Annotated in this window: 15 protein-coding genes; 3 read left to right on the forward strand and 12 right to left on the reverse strand. The window is 64.6% G+C overall.

The features are described from left to right. Nucleotides 1-21 precede the first annotated feature (21 nt). On the forward strand, nt 22-333 hold the full coding sequence (locus FFS30_RS09675) for an EF-hand domain-containing protein (RefSeq protein ID WP_137912935.1): 312 nt from the start codon (nt 22-24) through the stop codon (nt 331-333). A 96-nt stretch (nt 334-429) separates the two neighbouring features. Here FFS30_RS09675 and FFS30_RS09680 read toward each other — a convergent pair whose 3' ends face one another. The 3 genes from FFS30_RS09680 to FFS30_RS09690 form a co-directional block, all read right to left on the reverse strand. Further along, the gene (locus FFS30_RS09680; protein ID WP_137912936.1) at nt 430-843 is read right to left on the reverse strand and encodes a hypothetical protein; all 414 of its coding nucleotides are present in this window, start codon (nt 841-843) and stop codon (nt 430-432) included. An 86-nt stretch (nt 844-929) separates the two neighbouring features. Further along, on the reverse strand, nt 930-1,484 hold the full coding sequence (locus FFS30_RS09685) for an NAD(P)H-dependent oxidoreductase (protein WP_137912937.1): 555 nt from the start codon (nt 1,482-1,484) through the stop codon (nt 930-932). Nucleotides 1,485-1,515: 31 nt separating this feature from the next. Next, nucleotides 1,516-2,121, reverse strand: coding sequence for a rhomboid family intramembrane serine protease (locus FFS30_RS09690; protein ID WP_137912938.1), 606 nt, complete (start codon nt 2,119-2,121; stop codon nt 1,516-1,518). Nucleotides 2,122-2,244: 123 nt separating this feature from the next. Here FFS30_RS09690 and FFS30_RS09695 point away from each other — a divergent pair, with 123 nt between their 5' ends. After that, nucleotides 2,245-3,204, forward strand: a complete 960-nt coding sequence (locus FFS30_RS09695; protein ID WP_137912939.1) for a CorA family divalent cation transporter — start codon at nt 2,245-2,247, stop codon at nt 3,202-3,204. A gap of 15 nt (nt 3,205-3,219) precedes the next feature. Here the strand turns inward: FFS30_RS09695 and FFS30_RS09700 are convergent, their stop codons facing one another. The 4 genes from FFS30_RS09700 to FFS30_RS09715 all read right to left on the reverse strand — a co-directional run bounded on the left by FFS30_RS09700 (nt 3,220) and on the right by FFS30_RS09715 (nt 7,832). Then, on the reverse strand, nt 3,220-3,825 hold the full coding sequence (locus FFS30_RS09700; protein ID WP_137912940.1) for a YdeI/OmpD-associated family protein: 606 nt from the start codon (nt 3,823-3,825) through the stop codon (nt 3,220-3,222). 34 nt (nt 3,826-3,859) lie between these two features. Continuing rightward, the gene (gene lysS, locus FFS30_RS09705; RefSeq protein ID WP_137912941.1) at nt 3,860-5,374 is read right to left on the reverse strand and encodes a lysine--tRNA ligase; all 1,515 of its coding nucleotides are present in this window, start codon (nt 5,372-5,374) and stop codon (nt 3,860-3,862) included. Between the two features lie 111 nt (nt 5,375-5,485). Further along, nucleotides 5,486-6,611 (reverse strand): peptide chain release factor 2 gene (gene prfB, locus FFS30_RS09710; protein ID WP_137912942.1). Its coding sequence is split into 2 segments (ribosomal slippage): nt 5,486-6,535 and nt 6,537-6,611, totalling 1,125 coding nucleotides; the frame shifts between segments, so codons are not numbered across the junction. 135 nt (nt 6,612-6,746) lie between these two features. After that, nucleotides 6,747-7,832 (reverse strand): hypothetical protein, encoded by a 1,086-nt coding sequence (locus FFS30_RS09715; protein WP_137912943.1) that lies wholly within the window; start codon nt 7,830-7,832, stop codon nt 6,747-6,749. A 96-nt stretch (nt 7,833-7,928) separates the two neighbouring features. Here FFS30_RS09715 and FFS30_RS09720 point away from each other — a divergent pair, with 96 nt between their 5' ends. Next, entirely contained in the window at nt 7,929-8,873 is a 945-nt protein-coding gene (locus FFS30_RS09720) for a LysR substrate-binding domain-containing protein (RefSeq protein WP_137912944.1), read from the forward strand. 24 nt (nt 8,874-8,897) lie between these two features. Here FFS30_RS09720 and recJ read toward each other — a convergent pair whose 3' ends face one another. The 5 genes from recJ to carA form a co-directional block, all read right to left on the reverse strand. Then, nucleotides 8,898-10,712, reverse strand: a complete 1,815-nt coding sequence (gene recJ / locus FFS30_RS09725) for a single-stranded-DNA-specific exonuclease RecJ (protein WP_249352348.1) — start codon at nt 10,710-10,712, stop codon at nt 8,898-8,900. Then, nucleotides 10,709-11,674: a phosphoglycerate mutase gene (locus FFS30_RS24225; protein ID WP_249352350.1), complete on the reverse strand. Its 966-nt coding sequence runs from the start codon at nt 11,672-11,674 to the stop codon at nt 10,709-10,711. Before FFS30_RS24225 ends, recJ begins: the two co-directional genes overlap by 4 nt. Before the next feature lie 26 nt (nt 11,675-11,700). Next, nucleotides 11,701-12,180 (reverse strand): transcription elongation factor GreA, encoded by a 480-nt coding sequence (greA, locus tag FFS30_RS09735; protein ID WP_137912947.1) that lies wholly within the window; start codon nt 12,178-12,180, stop codon nt 11,701-11,703. A 135-nt stretch (nt 12,181-12,315) separates the two neighbouring features. Beyond that, nucleotides 12,316-15,552: a carbamoyl-phosphate synthase large subunit gene (gene carB / locus FFS30_RS09740; protein ID WP_137912948.1), complete on the reverse strand. Its 3,237-nt coding sequence runs from the start codon at nt 15,550-15,552 to the stop codon at nt 12,316-12,318. A gap of 183 nt (nt 15,553-15,735) precedes the next feature. Then, nucleotides 15,736-16,869 carry a glutamine-hydrolyzing carbamoyl-phosphate synthase small subunit gene (gene carA / locus FFS30_RS09745; protein ID WP_137912949.1) on the reverse strand — a complete coding sequence of 378 codons (1,134 nt, stop codon included), beginning with the start codon at nt 16,867-16,869 and terminating at the stop codon, nt 15,736-15,738. Nucleotides 16,870-16,981: the final 112 nt, after the last annotated feature.

Below are 16,981 nucleotides of genomic sequence, written 5' to 3' on the forward strand. Positions count from 1 at the left end.
CATTCCACCTGGAGAATTTCCATGAATGCCATCTCACGCGTTGCGATCGCCGCATCGGTCCTGCTTGCGGTTTCGATGCCGTCTTTCGCTCAGCAGACCACGCGCAGCATTGTCGATTCCAACGGCCGCGAAGTCATCGTGCGCACCGGCATGCCCGCCGCGCAACACTATGGACCCAAGCCGGCTTTCGCCCAGCTCGACCGCAACGGCGACGGCGCGATCAGCCGCGAAGAAGCCGAAGCATTCCCACCGCTGCTCAACGATTTCGACTTTCTCGCGCACGGTGCTGAGCGTATTTCAAAGCGCCAGTACGCGCAGTGGGATTATCACTGATCCGCCGATGCGGTAGCGCAAAAAATAACCCCGTGCCTTGAATCCAAGGCACGGGGTTTTTCTTGCCTGTACTCCGTCGAGCGACGGAGACGCTGATTAGTGACGCGAGCCGCGGCTCAGCGGGGCGATATTGCGCGCGCCGCCCGATATGGAGCTGCGGCCACCGCCGTTCCAATGGCCGCCGCCGTTCCAACCGCCGCGCCACGGGCCACGATCGTGATAGTGATGACCGCCCCAATAGCCGCCGTAGAAGCCCAGGCTCACCGCGGGCCAACCGTAGCCGTAACCGTAACCGTAGTAGCCCGGACCGTACCAGTACGGATCGGCGTAATAACCCGAATACGCCGGGGCGTAATAGGTGGTGGCGTCGTTATAGTCGACCACCGCGTTGCCGTCGACCGGATCGCCGTAGGCGACGCCGGTGCGCACCGGGTAGTAAACGCAGCCGCCGAGGCCGAGACCGGCCACAGCCAATAAAGCGATCGTGCCGGTTTTGATGAACTTGTTCATGGCGATGCTCCGCCTGTGGAATGCCTACAAAATATACGCTTGCCGGGCTAAATCAAGTCTGAGCGGGGCCGTTCACAAAACTTCACTCAGCCCCCGGCAATCTTGTCCACCCAGGCGGCGAACGACTGCATGAACTTGCCGAGAAATTCGGCCGTTGCCGGCACGAGCTTTCCGTCCGCCTGAATGAGCTTGTCGACGCTGCCCAAATACGCTTCCTGCTGTAATAGCGGAACGTTGAGGAAGGTCATCGGTTGACGCAGGTGATGGTTCGCGCCGAAGCCGCCTATATGCCCCGGCGAGCAGCTCACGATCGCACCGGGTTTGCCGCCCCACACGCTCTTGCCGTAGGGGCGCGAACCGACGTCGAGCGCGTTCTTCAACCCTCCCGGCACCGAGCGGTTGTACTCGGGTGTGACGAACAGCAGGCCTTGCGCCGGGCGCACGCGGTCGCGGAACGCCTGCCATGCCTGCGGCGGTGTCTCCGTTTCGAGATCCTGGTTGTACAGCGGCAGATCGCCGATCTCGACGATGGCGAGTTCGAGCGACTTCGGCGCCAGCTCGATCAAATTATGCGCGACCTTGCGGCTGAACGATTCTTTGCGCAGGCTGCCGACGAGAACGGCAATTTGTCGGGTGCTCATGGACGGACTCCTTTCGATAGTGCGGAACGACTCAGAAACCGAATCGCGGATGCGAGAGCTGCTCGAAGAAATAGCTGAGGACGCGCGGCGCCGCCAGCACGGTGAACAGCACGCCGTAGACGGCGCCCCAGAGATGCGCGCTGTGGTTGATATTGTCGCTGCGCTGACGGTCCATGTAGAACGAATAGACCACGTAGGCGACCGCGTAGAGAATTGCCGGCACCGGCACGAACCAGACCAGGATCGTCGCCCAGGGATTGATCAGAATGAAGGCGAACAACACCGCCGAAACGCCGCCCGAAGCGCCGAGGCTGCGATAGCCGGGATTGTCGCGATTGGCCAGATAGCTCGGCAGCATCGCCACGATTACGGCGCCGGCATAGAACAAGGTGAAGCCGAACGGCCCGAGCAGGCGTTCGTACAGCCCCTCCATAGCACGGCCGAAAAAGTACAGGGTGATCATATTGAACAGCAGATGCGCGCCGTCGGCATGAATCAGCGCATGGCTCAGAAAACGGTAGTACTGGCCGCGTTTAACCGCGGGCGGCCAGAAAATGAGCTTGTCGATCAACTGCGGGTTGTTGAAACCCATGAACGATACGATGCAGGTGACGGCTATGAGGATGATCGTGGTCATCGGTGTCCTTGAACGGTTTGGAATTTCCTGACGAACGCTGCACTATGCTGGCCGAAATCGGCGGCCGTCCGGGCATGGAACGAGCGGTTCCGTAATAGATTCGGCAATGGTAGAGGAAAAACCGTGCTAACGATTCACTCGACGAATCCCCCGGCGATGAGCGTATGGAAGAACGGCGCTCCGGTGTCGGCCGGTACGCCGGTCTGGCTCGACCTGGTCGATCCCGACGAGGCCGAACGCGCCCACGCAGAAAGCCTGCTCGGCGCCACCTTGCCCCGGCGCGATCAGATCAGCGCGATCGAGTTGTCGAGCCGCTTCCGCTCGGACAAGCAGATCCTGCGCCTCAATATTCCCGCCTTCGTCCGCGCCGAATCCGGCCGCGGCGCGATGACGCCGCTCGGCTTCGTGCTGACGCCGAGGCTGCTCGTCTCGCTGCGCTACGCGGACTCGCTCGCGTTCACGCATACGAGCGAACTCGCGACGTCAGCCAATGCACCCGAAGGCAGCGTCGACATTTTCATCGGCCTGATCGAAAGCATCGTCAATGTCGCCGCGGATCGCATGGAGGAAACCGCCGGCGAATTGTCGAAACTGTCGCGCGCGGTTTTCTCCGACGAGCGCGGCCAGCGCGGACTGCTGCGCGGCACGCTGTTCAAGGTCGGCGCGGCGCAGCGCCAGATCGTGCAACTGCGCTCCGCGATGCTCGGCGTCTCGCGCGTGATCGGCTATCTCTGCGAGGTGTCGCCGGACTGGATCGATGCCAAACACGTGCAGCGGTTCAAGACGATCCAGGCCGACATCGGCTCGCTCAGCGAATTCGACCAGCAGTTGTCCGACCGCCTGCAGTTCCTGCTCGACGCCGTACTCGGCTTCATCAACAACAACCAGAACGACATCATGAAGGTGCTGACCATCGTTTCGGTCGTGACGATCGGACCGATGACACTAGCCGGCATCTGGGGCATGAACTTCAAATCCATCGCCGAATACGACTGGCCGCACGGCTACGCGATGGCGCTGACCGCGATGGCGATCAGCGTGATCGTGCCGCTGGCGATCTTCAAATGGAAAAAATGGTTCTGACCCAGCGCCGCGCGTTCAACCGTTCTGGTATTTCCAGTTGCGCTGCTTGCCTTCGGCCATCCACTCGACCGCTTGATCGATGCGGCTTGCACGCGTCGCTTCGCGCTTGGCCTCGACGATCCACTCGATGTACTCACGCTTGCAGCTCGCGCTGAAGGCGTCGAAGATCGCCTGTGCTTTCTTGTTCTTCTTCAGCGCCGCGACCAGATCGTCGGGCGCGGGCGGTGCGGGCTTCGGCGGTTTCTTTGGCTTCGGCCCCGCCGCGGCACGCTCATCGCCGCGCTTCATCGCCTGCTTGACGTAGCCGATCAGCACCTTCTTCGACGGCAGATCTTTGAGCGACGCGATGCGCCCGAACTGGCCCATCGCATCGTCGCGTCGCTCTTCGTTGCCGATCAAGCCGCGGCCGCCCCAGAAACCCAACGCGCAGTGCTGCTTGAACGCGGCGATGCCGCAGAGGATGCGGCCGCTATAGAGGAACGCCGGCATGCCCCACTTGATCGCCTCTTCGGCATCGGGACAGCCCGCATGAATCGTATCGCGCAAATGCATGAGGATCGGCCGGGCGAACTCCGCCGATTTGGCGATATACGCATCGACCCTCGGATCACGCTGCCCCATGACATTCTCCCGCCGAAGCCGGAGAGAAATGCTATCAGGCCTCGGGGCGCATGTACGGAAACAACAGCACGTCGCGTATCGAGGGCACGTCGGCGAGCAGCATGACGAGACGATCGATGCCGACGCCGAGGCCGCCGGTCGGCGGCAGGCCGACTTCGAGCGCGCGGATGTAGTCGGCGTCGAAATGCATCGCTTCGTCGTCACCGGAATCCTTGGCATCGACCTGCGCGCGGAAGCGCTCCGCCTGTTCTTCGGGATCGTTCAGCTCGGAAAAGCCGTTCGCGATTTCCTTGCCGCCGATAAACAGCTCGAAACGATCTGTCACCTCGGGATCGCGATCGTTCGAGCGCGACAGCGGCGAGACCTCGGTCGGGTGCGTGGTGATGAAAGTCGGCTGGATCAGGGCCTGTTCGACCGTCTTCTCGAAGATTTCCAACACGATCTTGCCCCAGCCATAACCGGGCTTGACGTGCACGCCGAGCTTCTCGGCATGCGCGGCGATCTTCGTGCGGTCGCGCAGGTCTTCGCGCGAAATCTGCGGGTTGTGCTCGAGCACCGCGTCTTCCATCTTCCAGCGGCGGAACGCGGGGCCGACGTCGATCTCGCGCCCTTCCCAGGTCAACGCGGTGTTGCCGACCACGTCGCGCGCTGCGGTGCGGATCATTTCTTCGGTGATGTCCATGATCTCGTTGTACGTGGCGTAGGCCTGGTACAGCTCGAGCATGGTGAACTCGGGGTTGTGCCGCGTCGACACGCCCTCGTTGCGGAAGTTGCGGTTGATCTCATAGACGCGATCGAAGCCGCCAACGGTGAGGCGCTTCAGATACAACTCCGGCGCGACGCGCAGATACAAGTCCATGTCGAGCGCGTTGTGATGGGTGACGAACGGCCGCGCGGTGGCGCCGCCCGGAATCACGTGCATCATCGGCGTTTCGACTTCGAGGAAGCGCTTGCCGTCGAGCAGGTTGCGGATATGCCGCACGATGCGCGAACGCAGCTCGAACACGCGCCGCGATTCCGGCGTGACGATCAGATCGACGTAACGCTGGCGATAGCGCTGCTCCACGTCGGCCATGCCGTGCCACTTGTCCGGCAGCGGACGCAGCGACTTGGTCAGCAGGCGCAGGGTGTCGACCTTGACCGACAACTCGCCGGTCTTGGTGCGCATCAGCGGACCTTCCGCGGCGACGATGTCGCCAATGTCCCAGCCCTTGAACGCTTTGTACGTGTCCTCGCCGACCGCATTGATCTGAATGAACAACTGGATGCGGCCCGTCATGTCCTGAATGTGCACGAACGCGAGCTTGCCGGTGTCGCGGCGGCTCATCATGCGCCCGGCGACCTTCACGCGGCGCGCGGCGGCTTCGACTTCTTCGGCCTTCTTGCCTTCGAACTCGACGAGCAGGTCGCCCGCGAACGCGTCGGGCGCGAAGTCGTTCGGGAACGCGATGCCGTGGCCGCGCAGCGCGCGCAGCTTCTCGCGGCGCTCGGCGATCAGCTTGTTTTCGTCCTGCGGCGCGGCGGTGTTGGCCGTTTCGGTCTCACTCATATAGAAATTCCTTCCACTGCGTTCGCGGCGAGGTATCGCACCGCAAGCGCCAACTTTGACATGCCGCTCGTCCTTGGATGCCGCCGGACGAACGGAAACACTTCGCGAATCTCAGGCATCGATGCGTTTCGCACCGGCTTCGAGACCGGACTTCAGGCTGCCTTCGATGAATTCGTCGAGATCGCCGTCGAGCACTTTCTGCGTGTCGGTGCGCTCGATGCCCGTGCGCAGATCCTTGATGCGCGACTGGTCGAGTACGTAGTTGCGGATCTGGCTGCCCCAACCGATGTCCGACTTCGTTGCCTCAAGCTTGTCCTTCTCGGCGTTGCGCTTCTGTATCTCGATTTCGTAGAGCTTCGCCTTGAGCATCTTCATCGCGCGGTCGCGGTTGGCATGCTGGCTGCGCTCGGTCTGGCAGGCGACGACGACGCCCGACGGCACATGGGTAATACGCACCGCCGATTCGGTCTTGTTGACGTGCTGGCCGCCCGCGCCCGACGAGCGATAGACGTCGGTCTTCAGGTCGGCCGGATTGATCTCGATGTCGATGTCGTCGTCGACTTCGGGCGAAACGAACACCGAGGTGAAACTCGTATGGCGGCGATTGTCGGAATCGAACGGCGACTTGCGCACGAGGCGGTGCACGCCGATTTCGGTCTTCAGCCAGCCGTAGGCGTACTCGCCCTCGACGCGGAACGTCGCACTCTTGATGCCGGCGACTTCGCCCGCGGAGGCTTCGAGCAGTTCGGTTTTCCAGCCTTTGTGCTCGGCCCAGCGCAGATACATGCGCAGCAGCATTTCCGCCCAGTCCTGCGCTTCGGTGCCGCCGGCGCCGGCCTGCACGTCAACGAAGGCGTTGTGCGAATCCATCTTGCCCGAGAACATGCGCTGGAACTCGAGTCCCTCGATGCGCAGAGTCAGCTTGTCGACGTCGGCCGAGACGGCCAGCGCCGTGCCTTCGTCGCTCTCGGATTCGGCCAGTTGCAGCAGTTCGTCGGCGCCGCCGAGGCCCTCGGTCAGCTCGCGGATACCGGTGACGATGCGATCGAGCGCAGCGCGCTCTTTGCCGAGATTCTGTGCGCGCTCGGGATCGTCCCAGACATTGGGGCTTTCGAGTTCGCGGCTTACTTCTTCGAGACGTTCGGCTTTCGTCTCGTAGTCAAAGATACCCCCTAAGCGAAGCGACGCGTGCCTGCAGGTCCGCAATGCGGGCGTGGATGGGGTTGGTTTCGATCATGGCGCAACACGAATGAAAAATCGGTCGCGAAGGATAGCAGGTGCGGCAGGCGGACGAGTAGACCGGGCCTGCGCGCGGCGGCGTCCCGGCTCGAACCGGCCGCGTCGTCTTCGCCGTTGTGGACCGGCCGCCGCCTTACGCCGTGCGCACGAAATCGCTCACCCAGTTCATCTCCCAGGTCTTGCCGCCGTCGGCCGAGCAGGCCTGCTCCCAGCGCGCCGAGTTCGCAGTGATGCGCGACCAGACCACCCGCGTCTTGATCGGGCGTCCGTCGAGTTCGTCGTCGGCAAGCAAGGTGCCGGTGCCGTCGGCAAAGGCGCCGCGCTGCGGCGTGGTGAATTCCGTCGGCGAGCGCGCGTCGAGCCACCAGCTCGACCATTGCTTCGATTTCGCATCGAAGGTGCGCAGGCCGATGCCGCGTATCGTGCCGCTAGGCGCATTCATCACGTTGTCGCCGACATTGCCGTGGCCGCCGAGCACGGGCCAGTTCACCAGAGTGCCGTCGAACTCGTCCCAGTCGTTGTTGCCGACGAGGCGATGGCGCAGTTTGCGATGGCTCACCTTCCAGCTGCCGACCAGAAATCCAAAATCCTTGGGCGCATCCGCGAGCGCGGCCAGCGGGCTCGGCTTGGGCGAGGTGCGCGTGAACCAGTTGCGCCAGTTGACCTCCCAAGTCTTGCCGCCGTCGGCGGAGAACGCCTGTTCCCACCACGGGCGCTTGCCGTTCAAGTCCTGCCACTTGAAGCGCATGACGATTGGCCGGCCCTTGAAGGTCGCATCGCCGAAAAACGTGCCGACGCCATGCTCGAAACCGCCGCGCACCGGCACGTCGATGGTCCTCGGCTCGCGCCCGTCGACCCACCAGATCGCCCAACGATCCGTCTCGGGATCGTAGGCGCGCACGGTCAGGCCGCGATAGGTCTCTCCGGGCAACTCGACGATGTCGTCGTCGATATTGCCGAGACCGCCGAGCGTCTGCCAGAAGGCACTCCTGCCGGCGAATTCCTCCCAGCGCGTGTCGCCGGCGAGGCGCTCCTTCAGACGGCGATGATGGACGTCCCAGGTGCCGACGAGCCAGTCCCAATCATGCGCACGGGCAGCCAGGTCGCGCCCTGCCCCGGCCGCGGCGGCCGGCCACGCCTTACGCTGCGGCCATAGGGCGGCCGCAGCGCCTGCGGAAGCCAGGAGAGCCAGAAACTCGCGACGCGTCTGCACAGCCATGGAAGCCCTCGCCTGGGTCGGAACGACTGCCACAGCGTGCGCGCTCGCGCCACCGGTTGACTACGCGAAAATCCGGCGACAGGCTAAGTCAAACTTATGCTCAGCACCCGTCACCTCCCCTCGCTGGCTTCGATCCGCGCTTTCGAGGCGGCGGCACGCCACTGCAGCTTCGCCAAGGCCGCGCGCGAGCTCGACACGACCGCCGCGTCGGTCAGCTATCACGTGCGCTGCCTCGAACAGGAAACCGGCGTACGCCTGTTCCTGCGCTTTGCGCAGCGCGTGGAATTGACCGAATCCGGCGCTGCGGTCGCACGCGAGGCGACCGCGGCGTTCGACGCTCTGCGTGCGAGCTTCCTGCATGCCGCGGCGGCCGAAGAAACGCGCCTGTCGCTGACCACTCTGCCGAGCCTCGGCACCAGCTGGCTGACGCCAAAACTCGGCCGCTTCCGCGCCAAGCACGCGAGTATCGCGCTCGAAATCGAACTCTCGGCCGACGCTCAGGATCTTGTCGGCGGCCGTTTCGACGCGGCCATTCGCAACGGCTACGGGAATTGGCCGGGTCTGCGCACGCATGCGCTGTTCCCGAGCGTCTTTATGCCGTTGTGTGCGCCTGCGCTGCGTGAAACCGCGAAGGCGCTCGACGATCCACAGCGCACGCTCGAAGTACCCCTGCTCGGCCGCCCCGACTGGTGGGCCCTGTGGTACCGCGCCCACGGCCGCATGCCATTGCCGCCTGCGAGTCATTTCGGCCCGCTGCTTTCGGCCGAGTACCTCGATATCGCCGCGGCCGTGGCCGGACAAGGCATCGCGATCGGATCGCCGATCCTGTTCCGCAGCGAGATCGACGCCGGCCGGCTCGTGCCGGCGCACGCGCTGGTCGTCGGCACGGGCCGCACGTTCTGGTTTACCTATCCGGCTGCGCGCGCGCAGAGCCGCAAGATCGGCGCCTTCCGCGACTGGCTCGAAGACGAGGCCGCACGCGACCGCGAGGCCGCGCGTCCGTTCCTGCGCAAGATCAAGATCGTCGAGCCGCAATCCTGAGACAGCACCGCGCAGCGGCACGCATCAGTCGATCTTTTCGATGTGCCGCAGCAGCAATTGCAGTCGGCGCGTGCCGTTCCATTCGTTGACGTCGAGCGAATACGCGGCACGCAGGTGCGACGGCGGCGGTGTGCCGTCGTAGCCGCCGAACAGCATCGCCTCGATCGGCGCGACGAATCCGTCGGCCGAGAGGCGCAAGCGCAGATGCGTCTCGCCGACGACGCGAAAGTCGACAACAGTGAACTCTCCGTCGAACAGCGGCTCGGGGAAGGCCTGTCCCCACGGTCCGGCATAGCGCAACTGCTCGGCGAGTTCCAACGTGAAATCAGCGGCATCGAGCGCGCCGTCGGTCAGCAACACGGCATCGAGCTGTTCGGGCGCGATGCGTTCGCGCGCGACCGCGTCGAACACCTCGGCGAAGCGCGCGACGTCGTCGCAGCGCAGGCTCAAGCCGGCCGCCATCGCGTGCCCGCCGTAACGCTGCAACAAACCCGGTGCGCGCGCATCGACCTCCGCGAGCGCATCGCGCAGATGGAATCCGGCGATCGAGCGGCACGATCCTTTCGCTTCGTCGCTGCCGTCACCCGCCGCTGCGCAGGCCACCACCGGGCGGTGGAAGCGCTCTTTGAGCTTGGATGCGACCAGGCCGACGACGCCGTGGTGCCAGCCGGGCTCGAACAGAACGATGCCGGTCGGCAACGCCTGCGCGCCGTGCCGGCGCAGCCAGTCTTCCACTGCGCGCTCGGCCTGCTCGACCATGCCGGCCTGGAGATCGCGGCGTTCGTTGTTGATCGCGGACAACTGCTCGGCGAGCCGCTGCGCGCGCGCACGATCGTCGGTCAGCAGGCATTCGATGCCGAGGCGGATGTCTTCGAGGCGCCCCGCTGCGTTGATACGCGGACCGACGACATAGCCGAGGTCGCTCGCGACTGCACGCGCCGGGTCGCGCTTGCCGCTCTCCAGCAGCGCGGCGACGCCGGCGCAGGCGCGGCCCGCGCGGATGCGTTTCAAGCCCGCGTCGACGAGGATGCGGTTGTTGTGGTCGAGCGGTACGAGGTCGGCGACGGTGCCGAGTGCGACCAGATCGAGCAGGCTCGACAGATCGGGCTCGGCCATTTTTTTGCGTTCGTTTGGGTCGCGAGAATCGGCAGGCAGCGATCCTTGGCCGCGCTTTTCAACTGACGCGAACCAGCCACCGTCGCGCAGGTGCGCGCGCAGCGCGAGCAGCAAGTAAAACATCACGCCGGCGCCACAAAGCGCCTTGCTCGGGAACGCATCGCCGTCGAGATTCGGATTGACGATCGCGTCGGCGGCGGGCAGCGTTTCGCCCGGCAGATGATGATCGGTTACGACGACGCGCATGCCGAGCGCCGTCGCCGCAGCGACACCCGCATGTGCGGAAACGCCGTTGTCGACCGTGATCAGCAGACCGCCGGCGGCCAGCCGCGGATGCCGCGCGGCGAGTTCCTCCACCAGCGCCGGGCTCAAGCCGTAGCCATGAGTGAAGCGATTCGGCACGCCATAGTCGACGCGGTTCGCTCCAAACATGCGCAGGCCGCGCACGGCGATGGCCGTGCCGGTCGCGCCGTCTGCGTCAAAGTCGCCGACGATCACGATTGCCGCGTCTTCACGCAGCGCATTCTCGATCAACTCACAGGCGCGCACGACGCCGCCGAGCTGCGCCGGCGCCAGCAGGCCGATCAATCGATGCGCGATGTCTGCACTCGCGGTCACCCCGCGCGAGGCATAGACGCGACGCAGCACCGGATGCAGTCCAGCCAGCCGGTCTGCGTCCGCCAGCGGCACGGGGCGGCGCTGAATGCGCGGACGGCCGATCACGCCCGCGGTTTCGCGCGGCGCCAGAAACGCCAGCGGTGCGCCGGCTTGAAAACGACAAGCTCGCCACTCTCGAAGCGCAGATCGAGACGATCGATCCTGCGCTGCTTCAACGCCGCATCGATCGGCGCGAACCAGTCGGATTCCAACTGCGCGGAATCTCGGCAATGCGCGAGATCGATCAGAACCTTCGTGTTCTCGCGCGTACTTGCCGACGCAGAAGAGGCAGAAAAAAGCTCGCGCGCGTCGGCGAGCGATGCGAATTTCGCGACTTTCGCCGAAACCGCCAGCGCCGCAACGATCTCGTCGTCGCTGTACACCTGGGCAAATTCGCAGCGCACCGAATCGGGCATCGTGCCTGCGCCCCAGAACCATAGGCTGTTGACCGGCGGCAGCCCGCGCTGCGCGCGCCGGGCGTTGGCTGGATGCTGGGTCAGGACGATCTGCACTTCGTTGAGCAGGCTGCGCCATTGGCGTGCGTTCTCGCCCTCGGGCAGGTGTCGCGCGAGGTCGTCGCCGAGCGCGTCCTCGGGCGGCGAGAATGTCGGCAGCTTCGCGTCCATCGCGCAGCGCAGATACCAGCGTTGCGCATGCGGCGCGTCGAACTCGAATCCCAGCTCGGCAAACAAGGGCTGCAAGGCCTGCGCGAACGCCGCGACTTCTTCGTTCGAGACGGAAAGGTTTCCGCAGGCGAGCAGACGCAAGGTCACCGCGTCGGCCATCACGAAGGCCGGATCGGCGCGCAGCCACAATGCGCCGGCCGCGTCGGTCGCATCGGCGCTGCGCGTCAGCGCGGCTGCCGGAAGCGTGTCTGCGTCAAACTGGAAGGCTTCGTGCAAAACGACGTCACGACCGGCTGGACCTGCGCTGACGCAGTCTCCGCGCGACGACCAGTACTTCAAAACGGAAGACCGCTCGAGGCGTTTTTGCGCGGGCAGCAGCAGTTCCAGTCGCATCGGGGACATCGTGCCCTGCTCCGCGCCGGAAACGATCAGGCCTCGTAGCGCACGGCGACGATCTCGTAGCTCTTCATGCCGTTCGGCGCCTGGAACTCGAAGCTGTCGCCTTCGCTTTTGCCGATCAGCGCGCGCGCGAGCGGCGAGTTGACCGCGATCAGGCGCAACTTGATGTCGGCCTCGAGGTCGCCGACGATCTGGTAGGTCACCTCCGCGCCGCTCGCCTCTTCGACCAGTTCGACGGTCGCGCCGAACACGATCTTGCCGTTCGGATTGAGGCGGGACACGTCGATCACCTCGGCGAAGCTCAGCGCGGCTTCGAGTTCGTTGACGCGGCCTTCGATGAAGCCTTGCTGTTCGCGCGCGGCATGGTACTCGGCGTTCTCGCGCAGGTCGCCGTGCGCGCGCGCCTCGGCGATCGCAGCGATGATGCGCGGGCGCTCTGCGGATTTCAGGCGCTCGAGTTCGTTGCGTAGGCGCTCGGCGCCTTTGGCGGTCATCGGGGCACGCTTCATTTCGCGTTCCTTGTTCCTTTGGGCAAAACGCCGTTCACCCTCGGCATCGAGAGGCGACGGCAATATGAATGAGGCCGCCTGCGGTTCGCTGGGTCGCCGCAGGCGGAAAGAGTCGTTCCGGCCGCAATACTACGGTCAGGCCAGTTCTTTGTGTAGTTCCTGCAGGCTGAAAACGTCGCCGCCGCTGCGGAAGTCGAGCGAATGCACCAGCGCGCGCGCACCGGCGACCGTGGTCGAATAGGTGATGCGCTGCTGCAGCGCCTCGCGGCGGATCGAGAACGAATCGGTGATCGCCTGCCGGCCTTCGGTGGTGTTGACGATGAAGACGATTTCGCCGTTCTTGATCGCATCGAGGATGTGCGGGCGGCCTTCGAGCACCTTGTTGATGCGCTCGCAGGCAACGCCGTGCTCGATGAGATAGCTGTGCGTGCCCGCAGTCGCGATCAGGCTGTAGCCGCGGCGCGCCAGATCCTGCGCGACCGGCAGCAGGCGCGGCTTGTCGGCGTCGCGCACCGACACAAACACTTTGCCGACCTTCGGCGCGGAAATATTCGCCGCCTCGTGCGCGCGTGCGAACGCGGCGCCGAAGCTGCGGCCGACGCCCATCACTTCGCCGGTCGAGCGCATCTCGGGGCCGAGAATCGGGTCGACGTTCTGGAACTTTGCAAATGGGAAGATCGCTTCCTTGACCGAGTAGTAGTCGGGCACGATTTCACGCGTCGCGCCCTGTTCGGCAAGGCTCTTGCCGGCCATGCAGCGCGCGGCGATCTTGGCCAGCGATACGCCGGTCGCCTTGCACACGAACGGCACGGTGCGCGAAGCGCGCGGATTGACTTCGAGGATGTAGATCGTCGAGTCGCCGTTCTCCTGCGCGATCGCGAACTGGGTGTTCATCAGGCCGACGACCTTGAGTTCACGGGCCATCTGGGTGACCTGCGCGCGCAGCTCGTTCTGCACTTTTTCGCTGAGCGAGTACGGCGGCAGCGAGCACGACGAGTCGCCCGAGTGCACGCCGGCTTCCTCGATGTGTTCCATGATACCGCCGATCAGGACATTGCCCTGCGCGTCGGCGACGATGTCGACGTCGACTTCGACCGCGTTATCGAGGAAGCGGTCGAGCAGCACCGGCGAATCGTTCGACACCTTCACAGCGTCGGTGATGTAGCGCTTCAGGTCCGCATCGGAATGCACGACTTCCATCGCGCGGCCGCCGAGCACATAACTCGGCCGCACGACGAGCGGATAGCCGATCTCGCGCGCATGCGCGAGCGCCTCGTCGGGCGTGCGCGCGGTGCGGTTCGGCGGCTGGGTCAGGCCGAGCTTCTGCACCATTTGCTGGAAGCGTTCACGGTCTTCGGCGAGATCGATCGAATCGGGCGTGGTGCCGATTACCGGCGCGCCGTTCGCTTCGAGCGCACGCGCGAGCTTGAGCGGAGTCTGGCCGCCGTACTGCACGATCACGCCCTTGGGCTTTTCGACGTCGATGATTTCGAGCACGTCTTCGAGAGTCAGCGGCTCGAAGTAGAGACGATCGGACGTATCGTAATCGGTCGACACCGTCTCCGGATTGCAGTTGACCATGATCGTCTCGTAGCCGTCCTCGCGCAGCGCGAGCGCGGCGTGGACGCAGCAGTAGTCGAACTCGATGCCCTGGCCGATGCGGTTCGGGCCGCCGCCGAGAACCATGATCTTCTCGCGCGTCGTCGGCGCAGCTTCGCACTGTTCCTCGTAGGTCGAGTACAGATAGGCCGTCGTCGTCGCGAACTCGGCCGCGCAGGAGTCCACGCGCTTGTACACCGGCCGCACGTTGAACGCGCGACGCAGAGTGCGCACCGCGGCTTCGTCGGTGTCGAGCAGCGCAGCGAGGCGCGCATCGGAGAAACCCTTGCGCTTGAGCGCGCGCATCTGCGCGGCGTCGAGGCCCTTGAGCCCGGCCGCGTTGACCGCGGTTTCGACTTCGATCAGCTCGCCGATCTGGTCGAGGAACCAGCGGTCGATATGGGTCAGCGCGTAAATGTCTTCGAGCGAGAGCCCGGCGCGGAACGCATCGGCGACGTAGAAAATGCGGTCCGGCTTCGGTTCGCGCAGTTCGCGCTTGAGCGTCGCGAGGTCTTCGTCGTTGTGGAAATCCAGGCCGGTCGGATTCAAGCCGTCCTTGCCGGTTTCCAGACCGCGCAGCGCCTTCTGCAGCGATTCCTGGAAGGTGCGGCCGATCGCCATCACCTCGCCGACCGATTTCATCTGCGTGGTCAGGCGTGCATCAGCGGCCGGGAATTTTTCGAACGCGAAGCGCGGAATCTTGGTGACGACGTAGTCGATCGTCGGTTCGAACGACGCCGGCGTTGCGCCGCCGGTGATGTCGTTGCGCAGTTCGTCGAGCGTGTAACCCACAGCCAGCTTCGCCGCAATCTTGGCGATCGGGAAACCGGTCGCCTTCGACGCCAGCGCCGAAGAGCGCGACACGCGCGGATTCATTTCGATGACGACGACGCGGCCGTTCTCGGCGTTGATGCCGAACTGCACGTTCGACCCGCCCGTGTCGACGCCGATCTTGCGCAGCACGGCGATCGAGGCATCGCGTAGGCGCTGGTATTCCTTGTCGGTCAGGGTCTGCGCCGGCGCGACGGTGATCGAGTCGCCGGTGTGCACGCCCATCGGATCGAAGTTCTCGATCGAGCAGACGATGATGCAGTTGTCGGCCTTGTCGCGCACGACTTCCATCTCGAACTCTTTCCAGCCGAGCACGGATTCCTCGACCAGCACTTCATGCACCGGCGACAGATCCAGGCCGCGGTTGATGATCTCGATGAATTCCTCGCGGTTGTAGGCGATGCCGCCGCCCGAACCGCCAAGCGTGAAGCTCGGGCGGATGATGGTCGGAAAGCCGACGCGGCTCTGGATCTCGAGCGCCTGCTCGAGCGACCTCGCCACTTCGGCGCGCGGACATTCCAGACCGATATCGCGCATTGCCAGGCGAAACAGCTCGCGGTCCTCGGCCATGCGGATCGCTTCGCGTGAGGCCCCGATAAGCTCGACTCCGTACTTCTCCAGAATCCCGGCGTCAGCGAGATCGAGCGCGCAGTTCAGCGCGGTCTGGCCGCCCATCGTCGGCAGGAGCGCGTCGGGCTTTTCCTTGGCGATGATGCGCTCGACGGTCGCGCGGTTGATCGGTTCGATGTAGACCGCGTCGGCCGTATCCGGGTCGGTCATGATCGTCGCCGGATTCGAGTTGACCAGGATGACGCGGAAGCCTTCGGCCTTGAGCGCCTTGCACGCCTGCGCGCCGGAATAGTCGAACTCACAGGCCTGGCCGATCACGATGGGACCGGCGCCGATGACGAGGATGCTTTTGATGTCGGTGCGCTTTGGCATTTTCTATCCACCTGGTTCCGCTATTACTTTCTTGCTCGTCATTCCCGCCTGCTTTTAGCGGGGCTCTTAACAGCCGCAGGGCCGGTCATCCAGCGCCTTTTTGATTCTCTCGCGCTCGTCCCTTCAGGCCGCTCCGCCCGGCTCTCACCGCGACAAACGCTGCCCGAAGATCGAAAGCCGCGGTTACGCCGCCTTTGCCGCCGCCTGCATCGAACTGACGAAACGGTCGAACAGATAACCGATGTCGTGCGGGCCCGGGCTCGCTTCCGGGTGTCCCTGGAAACAGAACGCCGGCGCGTCGGTCAGCGCGAAGCCCTGCAGCGAACCGTCGAACAGCGAGGTATGCGTGATCCGGGTATTCGCCGGCAAGGTCGCCGGATCGACGGCGAAGCCGTGGTTCTGCGAGGTCACGAGCACGCGGCCGTCATCGTGGTCTTTGACCGGATGGTTCGCGCCATGGTGGCCGAACTTCATCTTGAGCGTCTTCGCGCCGACGGCGAGGCCCATGATCTGATGTCCGAGACAGATACCGAACAGCGGAATCTTGCGCTTGATCGTCTCGCGCGCGGCGGCGATCGCGTAGTCGCAGGGCTCGGGATCGCCGGGGCCGTTCGAGAGAAAGACGCCATCGGGCTTGAGCGCGAGCACGTCGGCGATCGGCGTCTGCGCGGGCACGACGGTGATCGCACAGCCGCGGTCGACGAGCATGCGCAAGATGTTTCTCTTCACGCCGAAATCGTAGGCGACCACGTGATGCCCGGCCTCGGCGGTCGCGAACGCCGTGTTGTCGAGGTCGTAGCTGCCCGCGTCGAAACGATAGGGCGCCGCGGTGCTGACCACCTTGGCGAGGTCCATGCCGGCCAGGCCGGGAAACGCGCGTGCCGCGGCGAGCGCTTTTTCTTCCGACACGTCTGCGCCGGCGAGAATGCAGCCGCTCTGCGCACCCTTGTCGCGCAGCAGGCGCGTCAGCGCGCGCGTGTCGATGTCGGCGATCGCAACGATGCCGTGGCGGCGCAGATAGGCGTCAAGGCTCTCGGTCGAGCGCCAGTTGCTCGCGAGGCGCGGCAGGTCGCGGATCACGAGTCCCGCGGCCTGGATCTTTTCCGATTCCTCGTCGACCGCGTTGACGCCGGTGTTGCCGATATGCGGATAGGTCAGCGTGACGATCTGGCGCGCGTAGGAGGGATCGGTCAGGATTTCCTGATAACCGGTGATCGCGGTGTTGAACACGACTTCGCCGACGGTTTCGCCTTCCGCACCGATAGAGATGCCGCGGAAGATCGTGCCGTCTGCGAGGGCGAGAATGGCTGGGGTCATCTGTTGCGTCGCCTGGGAATTGAAGAGTGCGGCCATCGATGGCCGCTTTCGATTTTCGCGAGCAAGGATGTTCGCAAAAATACACGCAGCGTTGCTGGCGGGCCTGAGCGGA

Origin of the sequence: Rudaea sp. 3F27F6, assembly GCF_005503555.1 — a bacterium.
GTDB lineage: Bacteria > Pseudomonadota > Gammaproteobacteria > Xanthomonadales > Rhodanobacteraceae > Rudaea.

Coding starts and splice junctions, on each gene's coding strand:
- FFS30_RS09675 (WP_137912935.1), top strand. CDS start 22: ATGAATGCCATCTCACGCGTTGCGATCGCCGCATCGGTCCTGCTTGCG.
- FFS30_RS09680 (WP_137912936.1), bottom strand. CDS start 843: ATGAACAAGTTCATCAAAACCGGCACGATCGCTTTATTGGCTGTGGCC.
- FFS30_RS09685 (WP_137912937.1), bottom strand. CDS start 1,484: ATGAGCACCCGACAAATTGCCGTTCTCGTCGGCAGCCTGCGCAAAGAA.
- FFS30_RS09690 (WP_137912938.1), bottom strand. CDS start 2,121: ATGACCACGATCATCCTCATAGCCGTCACCTGCATCGTATCGTTCATG.
- FFS30_RS09700 (WP_137912940.1), bottom strand. CDS start 3,825: ATGGGGCAGCGTGATCCGAGGGTCGATGCGTATATCGCCAAATCGGCG.
- lysS (WP_137912941.1), bottom strand. CDS start 5,374: ATGAGTGAGACCGAAACGGCCAACACCGCCGCGCCGCAGGACGAAAAC.
- FFS30_RS09715 (WP_137912943.1), bottom strand. CDS start 7,832: ATGGCTGTGCAGACGCGTCGCGAGTTTCTGGCTCTCCTGGCTTCCGCA.
- FFS30_RS09720 (WP_137912944.1), top strand. CDS start 7,929: ATGCTCAGCACCCGTCACCTCCCCTCGCTGGCTTCGATCCGCGCTTTC.
- FFS30_RS24225 (WP_249352350.1), bottom strand. CDS start 11,674: ATGTCCCCGATGCGACTGGAACTGCTGCTGCCCGCGCAAAAACGCCTC.
- greA (WP_137912947.1), bottom strand. CDS start 12,180: ATGAAGCGTGCCCCGATGACCGCCAAAGGCGCCGAGCGCCTACGCAAC.
- carB (WP_137912948.1), bottom strand. CDS start 15,552: ATGCCAAAGCGCACCGACATCAAAAGCATCCTCGTCATCGGCGCCGGT.
- carA (WP_137912949.1), bottom strand. CDS start 16,869: ATGACCCCAGCCATTCTCGCCCTCGCAGACGGCACGATCTTCCGCGGC.